The 8,075-nt window shown below is 64.8% G+C and carries 4 protein-coding genes; 2 read left to right on the top strand and 2 right to left on the bottom strand.

Annotation, left to right across the window (positions count from 1 at the left end; all coding sequences use genetic code 11):
- Positions 1-1,234: 1,234 nt before the first annotated feature.
- On the bottom strand, positions 1,235-2,761 hold the full coding sequence (locus VFW04_15960; protein ID HEX5180826.1) for an Ig-like domain-containing protein: 1,527 nt from the start codon (positions 2,759-2,761) through the stop codon (positions 1,235-1,237).
- A gap of 1,140 nt (positions 2,762-3,901) precedes the next feature.
- Between VFW04_15960 and VFW04_15955 the strand changes: the two genes are divergently transcribed.
- Together VFW04_15955 and VFW04_15950 are read left to right on the top strand one after the other, a co-directional pair.
- Positions 3,902-4,234, top strand: coding sequence for a PadR family transcriptional regulator (locus VFW04_15955; GenBank protein HEX5180825.1), 333 nt, complete (start codon positions 3,902-3,904; stop codon positions 4,232-4,234).
- Positions 4,235-4,261: 27 nt separating this feature from the next.
- The gene (locus VFW04_15950; protein HEX5180824.1) at positions 4,262-6,943 is read left to right on the top strand and encodes an ABC transporter permease; all 2,682 of its coding nucleotides are present in this window, start codon (positions 4,262-4,264) and stop codon (positions 6,941-6,943) included.
- Positions 6,944-7,017: 74 nt separating this feature from the next.
- Here VFW04_15950 and VFW04_15945 read toward each other — a convergent pair whose 3' ends face one another.
- Entirely contained in the window at positions 7,018-8,064 is a 1,047-nt protein-coding gene (locus VFW04_15945) for a hypothetical protein (GenBank protein ID HEX5180823.1), read from the bottom strand.
- Positions 8,065-8,075: the final 11 nt, after the last annotated feature.

The following is an 8,075-nucleotide window of genomic DNA, read 5'->3' as shown; positions in this document are numbered from 1 at the left end:
ACGCTGCGCACGCTCCTGGCCGCGTACGAAACCCGCCGCAATAAGGAGAAGGCGACGATCACCTGGCAATTCACCAATGAGAAAGCCCGGGTCAAGCTGCACCGTCTGTACCCATCAAATCCTCAGTGACTAACGTCTAGTGGCTTGTTGTTGCGCATAACCCGAGAGGCGTTGAGGAACGAAGCATAGAGACAACCGCCATACTTGCGCCTAATCATGGGCTCTTGCGGCGCGGTGTGTCAAGTATGTTATTGCCCAAATTTGGGTGTTCTTCTACAAAAGGTTACGTGCAATGCGCCACAAATATGGTTTTTTCAACTATGTCGGCTTTAGCTGGTGACCAAACCGACGAAAGGAAGCTGTCGCTGACATGGCCCCTGTTGGGTAACTTCAGTCATCTAGATCAGCCACCAAGGAATCGCGCAAAACCGCAACGGGGAGCACCTGTGGATCCGTGGGCGAGATCGCGGGGTCACAACTGTGGCTTGTGATCGCGGCGTACTTCGCGAGTGGAATATCGGCTGGCTTGGTTGTTGGTCTAGTGCGTCCATGGACGCGCCGCAGGCTTGGGGCGATACTCGTCGGTATAGTTGCCGCGTTCCCTGCCGGTTTGGCGCTCCAACTGGCGTACGACCTGGATACTCGGAATGCCTTCCGCTGGTCTGTCGCCTTAGTATTTGCACTCATTGCTGGGTGTTAGGCGGCTTGATTCGTTGGAGCTAAACTTGGGGACGTGCCAATGATACGCCAGATGAGGGACGCCAGTCGCCAGTCGAGATATCTTCTTAGGGTTAAACGAGTTGCCCCGCCTGACAATTCGTTGTTAGGCGCGGCGTCTTGCTTGGCTCCTCAAATGTTGATCGCGAGGTTTGCGATTTCGTCGCATAGCCGCGACGGAAAACGGCTTGGCATGCCGTGACGGCACGCGCCGTCCCATGATCGAATTTCTCTTGCTATCGTCGCGACGGATAATCACACGCACAACCGATTGACGGACGAGGCCGTACCCGCCCCACACTCTCAGCTCAATGCCGCCGGCGGCCATTGCTCGGCGCGGGAGAGACCCGAGCACCGACGCGGCCTGCCAGCCCTGTGTGAGTTCGGGTAGGTGATCGCGGGAAGGAGCGGTGATTGTAGTCGCCTGCGCCGGTGCGGAATGGCCGACGGCGCTTGTCGCAAAATTCAGTGCTGCGAACCGAGCGCGCATTCCCCCTCCAAGTGTCAAGACTTTGGGTCAGGGCTGCGCAGTTGTCGATTGCCGTAGCCACAGGGCGCTCGGTCCGCCGCCGACGAGCACGGGCGGCGTCGGTTCGCCGCAGGCGTAGGGATTACCCGCGGTCCATGATCCTCCCCAGCAGAACGGGCGACCTTGCGCATCGAGGCCACACATGGCACCCCCGAGCGATCGTGCGAGGACGACGAGGTTCTCTCCGCCGCCCAGTGAAACAGGCCGTCGTGCGCATGGCCACACATCGCCCGCACCATTGGTGCAATGCTCTGTCGCCCTCAGGGGGCTCACCCCGCCGCCTTGCGACGACCCCCAGCACTGAATTGCGCCGGCCTGCGTTAGGCCGCAGGTGTCGGCATCACCGGTCGCAGAGAGCGTGCGGTAGCGCGCGTCCCCCGCGATCGGCGTCGGTACATCGTGATCGGCATCGGTATCGCCGGAGCCCAACTCGCCGAACTGGTTGCTGCCCCAGCAGTAGCCGTGTCCGTCGCTCGTCACGGCACAGGTGTGTTTGCCGCCGACGGTGACGCTGGAGAAATGCGCGTCGCTGGCAACGCGAACTGGTGTTGGGCTGGACCGATGCGAGCCGTTGCCTAACTGACCATCGCGGTTGTCGCCCCAACACACGATGGTCGCATCCGTTAGGACCCCGCACGTGTGCGCAAAGCCGGCCGCGAGATCGCGAAAGTGCAACGTCGGTGAAACGCGGATCGGAGTCGAGCTGCACGGGACGATTTTCAACATCTCATGGCACCGCTCCGCGAGAACGGACAAGGTTCCTAACTGGCCGTCGGCATTCGATCCCCAGCAATACGCCGTGGAGTCGCCGGCGATACCGCAGGCGTAGCCGACGCCGGCGGAGACGAGCGTGAACGATGGCAGGCCGGCTGCTTTGACGGTGCCACCGCGCAGGTACGAGTTGACATAGCCCAGGCCGAGCTGGCCAGCGGTATTCTCACCTCCGCAATACACCATGCCCGTGCCATCAAGTCCGCAGAAGAACGAGAATCCGACACTGATTGTCGTTAGGCGTGGCGCACCCTCGAGCGGGGTCGGGAGCCTGCCGTCCCGTGCGTTCGAAAGTGGCCAGCCGCCCCAACAAACGGCATCGCCCCGTGTCGTGACACCGCACGTCCCGTCGACACCAGTGTTGATCTGCGTGAGGTGCAGCGACACGACGTCGATGCTGTGCTCGGCAATGCGATGGGGCGCACGCGCGATGATCGTCGTTCTTCCGATTTTCTTGGCGCGGACCAAGCCGCTCGAATCGATCGTCGCTATCGTCGTGTCGGAAGCGTACCACCGAATTTGAGTCTGGCTCAGTTGGTTTATCCACGCTACGGAATCTCGTAGGAATACGCGCGTCGTGTCGCCGACGGGCAGCGAGTCCCAGTCTGCCTGCGTGGTGAGTCTGGAGCGCTGCGTGCCTGGCGGCGGATGCATCGCGAGCGCTGCAGAATCGAGCGGCGGCAGCGGACACGGAATCCTCACCAGGGTGACGGCCGTGGTTGGATCCGGAGCGCCAGTCTTCATGTCCGAAAAGGTCGACGCTGTTCCGCGCATCGTAGTCCCATGTATTCCGACTTGCGCGACCAATCCACCGAACCCGTTGCTAAACACAATCGTGATCGAATCCCTTCCGACGCGCGTCCAGGAAATGGGCCGGGCGAAGTACCGTTGCGGCGTCGAGGCCCACACAACGCGCGTTTGGGCGCAATCGAAGGTCCCTGTTCCGAGTATGGAGTCCAGTCGGAATGGCGGCGGCATCGGAATGCGTTTATCGGCCGGGGACGCCGGCGTGGGTCGTATCATCCGATAACAGCCGACCAACGGATCGGCGGCGAGCATGGTGGCCGGTGCCACGGACGAAGTCCTGTTCGCGCTCGGATACATCCACAGCAGGAGCAACGCCGGCCAGGTTCGCGTCATTGGTACGTTCTCCGTTACATCGCGTCCACGGACTGCTGTTGAGACCAGAAATACCATCTGTCTCTGTTAGACGCCAGATCGCGGCAGAATTGCACATGCGGCGGCCACACGCTTTGACCCGACCCCGCGTTTCGCCGAGGGCACTGGTGATGTCGATCGCGTTCAGTGGCTGCTGAGCGGCAGAGCGTCGAAATGGATCGCCGTCAACTTTGCGGATGCCAAGTTCCATCTGCCGTCTAACGGACACTCGCACTATCTCGAAGTAACCTCGCTGTCCGTCAATGCGATCGAGGCAGGTTCCGACGCGCCGTTAGGGTGTAAGGTGGAACGATCGGCGCGCTCGGAGTCACTGTGGCCTCTGGCAGACTCTACCGCACCGACGCGGAATGCAACGAACCTCATCGCCATTAGCCTAACCCTCTGAAGCGCAGTCGACGGGGAATGTCCGTTACCATCCAACCCAACCTACGCAGCTATACTTATAGTAGGAACGGATGTTACCTCGACATTTCTCGGCTTATCCTGCCCGGTTGTCGGGCCGCGAGACGCTCCCAAATAACTCGAGACGGAAGCGCTGAGCGACTCGACGCCGCCTGCTCAACCTGCGCATCGGCCTCGATCGAATAGCGGCGACTATACCGGGAGAAGGAGGCACGCTACCCATCGCATCGCTTGACGCCCGAGTTGGGCACTGATATTGTGCATAGGTAATAAGGTGACATATCACAGCGTTACCTATCGCCCATGACCGCTCGCTCGCTCGACCTCATGCAGGGCACCGTCGACGTGCTCATCTTGCGGACGCTCGCCTGGCGCCCCATGCACGGTTACGGCATCGCCCGCTTCGTGCGCGAACGCTCCCAAGGCGCCATCGCCATCGAGAGCGCCGCGCTCTACCAGGCCCTCCACCGCCTCGAACACAAGAAGTGGGTGCGGTCGTCGTGGAAACTCACCGACACGAATCGGCGCGCCCGCTGCTATGAACTCACCGCGCTCGGCCGCACGCAGCTGCGCGCCGAACGCAAACAGCTCCACACCTACATCGACGCATTGCAGGCGGTGCTCGGTCCCGTTTAGGCATCGCGCACCGCGGAGGGCGCCCCGATGGCTCGCCTCACTGACCGACGGCTCTTTCAGCTGCCCTGGCGCTCCGCCGGGCGGATCCGCGCCGACGTCGATGACGAGATCCGCTTCGATCTCGACATGCGCACCGCCGAGCTCGTCGAGCAGGGCATGCGAGAAGTTGATGCGCGGCGGCAAGCCCTCGCCGAGTTCGGGAATCTCGACGAGACGCGGCGGTACTGCGCGTCGGTGGATCGCGCGTCACAGCGCGCTGACGGACGAGCCGAGTGGATGGCCGAAGCATGGCAGGATGCACGCGTACTTTGGCGCGGCGTGCGGCGAGCGCCGTTCTTCGCGCTCGTCGTGCTCATGACGATCGCGCTCGGCATCGGTGCCAACACCGCGGTGTTTTCCGTGGTGCGCTCGGTGCTGCTGGCCCGGCTGCCGTACCGCGAGCCGGATCGGCTGGTACGGCTCTACGGCACCGCCCCGGGAAAGCCCAACGCTCAAGGCATGTTGACACCGGTCGAGATTTCCGCCGTGCAGCAGTCGCGCGCATTGACCGGCGTCGGTGTCTGGGGCTGGTTCGGCGGCGTGACCTACGTGGGCGACCGGAGCACCGAACAATGGGAAAGCGTCCAGGTCACGCCCGACTTCTTCCATGTGTTAGGCGTACGGCCGTGGCTCGGGCGTACCATCGATTCGCGCGATGTCGGGCCCGACGCGGCGCCGGTTGCCGTGCTCACCTATCCCATCTGGCAACAAAACTTTGGCGGCGACTCGTCGATCATCGGACGCGACATCCGACTCAACGCTCAGGTGGTCACGGTGGTCGGTATTCTCCCACCGGGATTCGTCTCGCCCGATCGATCGCCGGCGGTGTGGTTCCCGCTCGACCCTCGATCGCTATTCGCCGATCCCGTGGCCGCCGAGCACCGGCGGGCCTACCGGGCCGTTGGGCGGATGGCCAATGGCATCGGGGTCACCCAGCTGCGAACCGCTTTCGAGGTCACGGCGAGCCGCATCCGAGACGCACATCCGGCGCTGCTCGATGAGTCGCCGGTTGCCGCTGTGCCGTTGCACGACGACCTGGCGGGTCCCATTCGTCCGGCACTGCTCGCTGTAATGGCGGCGGCCGTGCTCGTCCTCGTACTGGCATGCGTGAATCTGGCGGGACTATTTCTGTCGCGCGCGTTGGCGCGGCAGCGGGAGCTCGCGGCGCGCGCCGCGTTGGGCGCGGGACGCGGACGGTTGGTGAGGCAGCTCCTCACCGAGAGTGTCGTGCTCGCCCTCGGCGGCAGCGTGCTCGGCGTCGCGCTCGCGTACTGGGCGACACCGCTGCTCGTAGTGGCCGGTCGGGCGGTGATGCCGTCGCTGGCGCCGGCGCATATCGATCTCACCGTGTTGGGCTTCACGTTAGGCGTGACGCTTGCGTGCGCGCTGGCGTTCGGGCTCGCCCCCGCGCTGATCGGCACCCGGTTCGACCTTCAGGGCTCCCTCGCGTCGGTGAGCCGCACGGCGTCGGGCGGCCGTACCGTCAGGCGGGCGGGGAAGCTGCTTGTCGCGACGCAGGTCGCGCTCGCTGTCGTGCTCCTCGTCGCGGCCGGTCTGCTCGGCCGCACGCTGTCGGCGCTCGAGCACACGGGTGTCGGGTACGACACGAGCCGGCACGTCCTGACGTTCACCGTGGCGCTGACGCCGCCGCCGTACCAGGATTCCTCGCGACAAACGGCGTTCTTCGATCAATTCCTCACGCGCGTGCGCGCGCTCCCGGGCGTGCGCGCCGCCGGGACGGTGGTGGTCGCGCCGTGGCAGGGCTACACCGCCGGCGGCGCGGACTCGCTCTTCATCGATGGCCTGCCGAACGACGCGCGCGCTTCCAACATGGCGAGCCGGGTGACCGTCTCGCCCGACTACTTCGCGGCAATGTCGATTCCGCTCCACGCCGGGCGCATACTCACGCGCCGGGATCGAGCCGATGCGCCGTTAGTGGCGGTGATCAACGACGGCATGGCGCGCCATCTCTGGCCCGGTGCGAGCGCACTCGGCCAACGCATCCGACTCGGCGGTCAACACGCGCCGTCGATCGAAATCGTCGGCGTGGTTGGGGACGTGCGCGCATTCCCATGGCAGGAGGCGCCGCCGACCGTGTACCTCTCGTCGCTGCAGCGCCCGCAGCGCTGGGGCACGATTGTCGTTAGGAGTGACAGCGATCCACGGATACTCGTGCCGGCAATTCGAGCCGTTCTCCATCAGCTCGATCCCGAGCTGCCGATGCCGTCGGCCGGAGTGGAAACCATGGATGCGGTACTGGCCAACATGCTCGCTCGTCAGCGGCTACCGCTTTTTTTTACTGCCGCGTTCGCGGCGTTCGCGCTCATCCTCGCGGCGCTCGGCGTCTACAGCATCATGGCGTACTCGGTGACAGCGCGCGAGCGCGAATTCGGCATTCGCACCGCGCTCGGCGCGCGGAGGACGAACGTGCTGGCGCTCGTTGTTCGCCAGGGGATGGCGATGGCAATCGTGGGCGCTGTTGCTGGAGTGTTGATCGCGGCTGCCGCTGCGCGCCTGCTGTCATCGCTGCTCATTGGCGTGTCGCCATACGATCCGGTGACGTTCACGGCGGTGCCGATCGTGCTGCTGGCCGTGAGCGCGGTGGCGTGTTTCGTTCCGGCCCGGCGTGCGATGTCCGTCGACCCGTTGGAGGCGCTGCGAGCCGAGTAGCGACGCCTGCCTCACGGAAGGTGGATGGCGGCGACGCCGGCGGAGGCGTGTCGTCCGTCACGTCCTAACGACGGTCAGCGCACGATGTTGATGGCGATCGCCGGCGTGATCGATCGCGTGGTATTGTGCCCCTGCGGGATGACGCGCAACGCCAAGAGCACGCCGATATTCGGCGTCCAACTGTATTCGACGGCCGGCGCGATCGCGAAGGCGTCGGCCGCGGGCGCGTCGTGGTGGCTCGGCTCGATGAGCGGACTGGCCGCGAGCTCCGCACCGCGCACGCGTGTCGCCGCCTGATATCGATCGTTGAATTCGAGCGCGAGGGCCCAGCCGCGAGTGAGGCTGTACTCCCAGGAAACGTCGGCCACCGATGTCGCGCCGGGTGTCGCGGTACCGTGGAACGCAGCGTCGGTGCCGTACACGCTCACGCCGTGCACTGACGCCGTGCTCGAGAATCCTTGCGACACATTGACCCGCATCCGCAGGATCCTGCCGTTAGGCAGCCAGAAGTAGCTCTGCGTGTACAGCGACAGGGTGGTGCTGTAGACGCCGCTGCCGAATCCATCGCTCGTGCGCGCGCCGAGCCGGTCGTAGCGGCCGGTGGGGAAAGTCTCGGTCACGTTGAAGGCGGTCGCCGGAAGCCAGCTTCCTGGCCGATGGCGGAGGAGCCGAAGTTGGGCGATCGCACTCACGTCGCCTAACCCGACGCCGGAGCTGCTCGGCGCTCCCCCCGCGGTGTTGAATCCGGCGGTCGGCGACGCGCCGATGGTGAAGCCGTCGACGAGCCCGTAGAGAACGTAGGTGAGCGTTCCGTAGCTGTTCGCCTGTCCGGCACGCACATCGTAGAAGTACGGCTCGATGAGAAAGTGTCCGGGTGTCAGCGTACCCGCGGAGGGCGCGAGCAATGGACCGGTCCACCAGGCGTCGCTGAGCGCCTGATGCGGCGCGGGGCAGGCGGGCGTGCACGTCGCCATCGTGTCGGCCGTCTGCGCGCCGGCACGCGAAGCGAGCGTGACAACCGCGCATGCTGTGAGACTCCAGGCGACTCTGGCGAACGCCGTCATCAGCGGCTCCGGTGTAGTTAGGCGGACGCGGCCGCGGCGAGCGGCCGCCGGCTTCACGGTGCAGAATA

The organism is Gemmatimonadaceae bacterium, from assembly GCA_036273715.1.
In the GTDB taxonomy this organism is placed as follows: domain Bacteria; phylum Gemmatimonadota; class Gemmatimonadetes; order Gemmatimonadales; family Gemmatimonadaceae; genus JADGGM01.
The sequence above is the reverse complement of the archived record's forward strand: the minus strand, read 5'-3'. Positions and strand labels throughout refer to the sequence as shown.

What these genes read in the sequence shown, in the direction of transcription:
- VFW04_15960 (HEX5180826.1), bottom strand. Translation starts at nt 2,761, where the DNA reads ATGAAGACTGGCGCTCCGGATCCAACCACGGCCGTCACCCTGGTGAGG.
- VFW04_15955 (HEX5180825.1), top strand. Translation starts at nt 3,902, where the DNA reads ATGACCGCTCGCTCGCTCGACCTCATGCAGGGCACCGTCGACGTGCTC.
- VFW04_15950 (HEX5180824.1), top strand. Translation starts at nt 4,262, where the DNA reads ATGGCTCGCCTCACTGACCGACGGCTCTTTCAGCTGCCCTGGCGCTCC.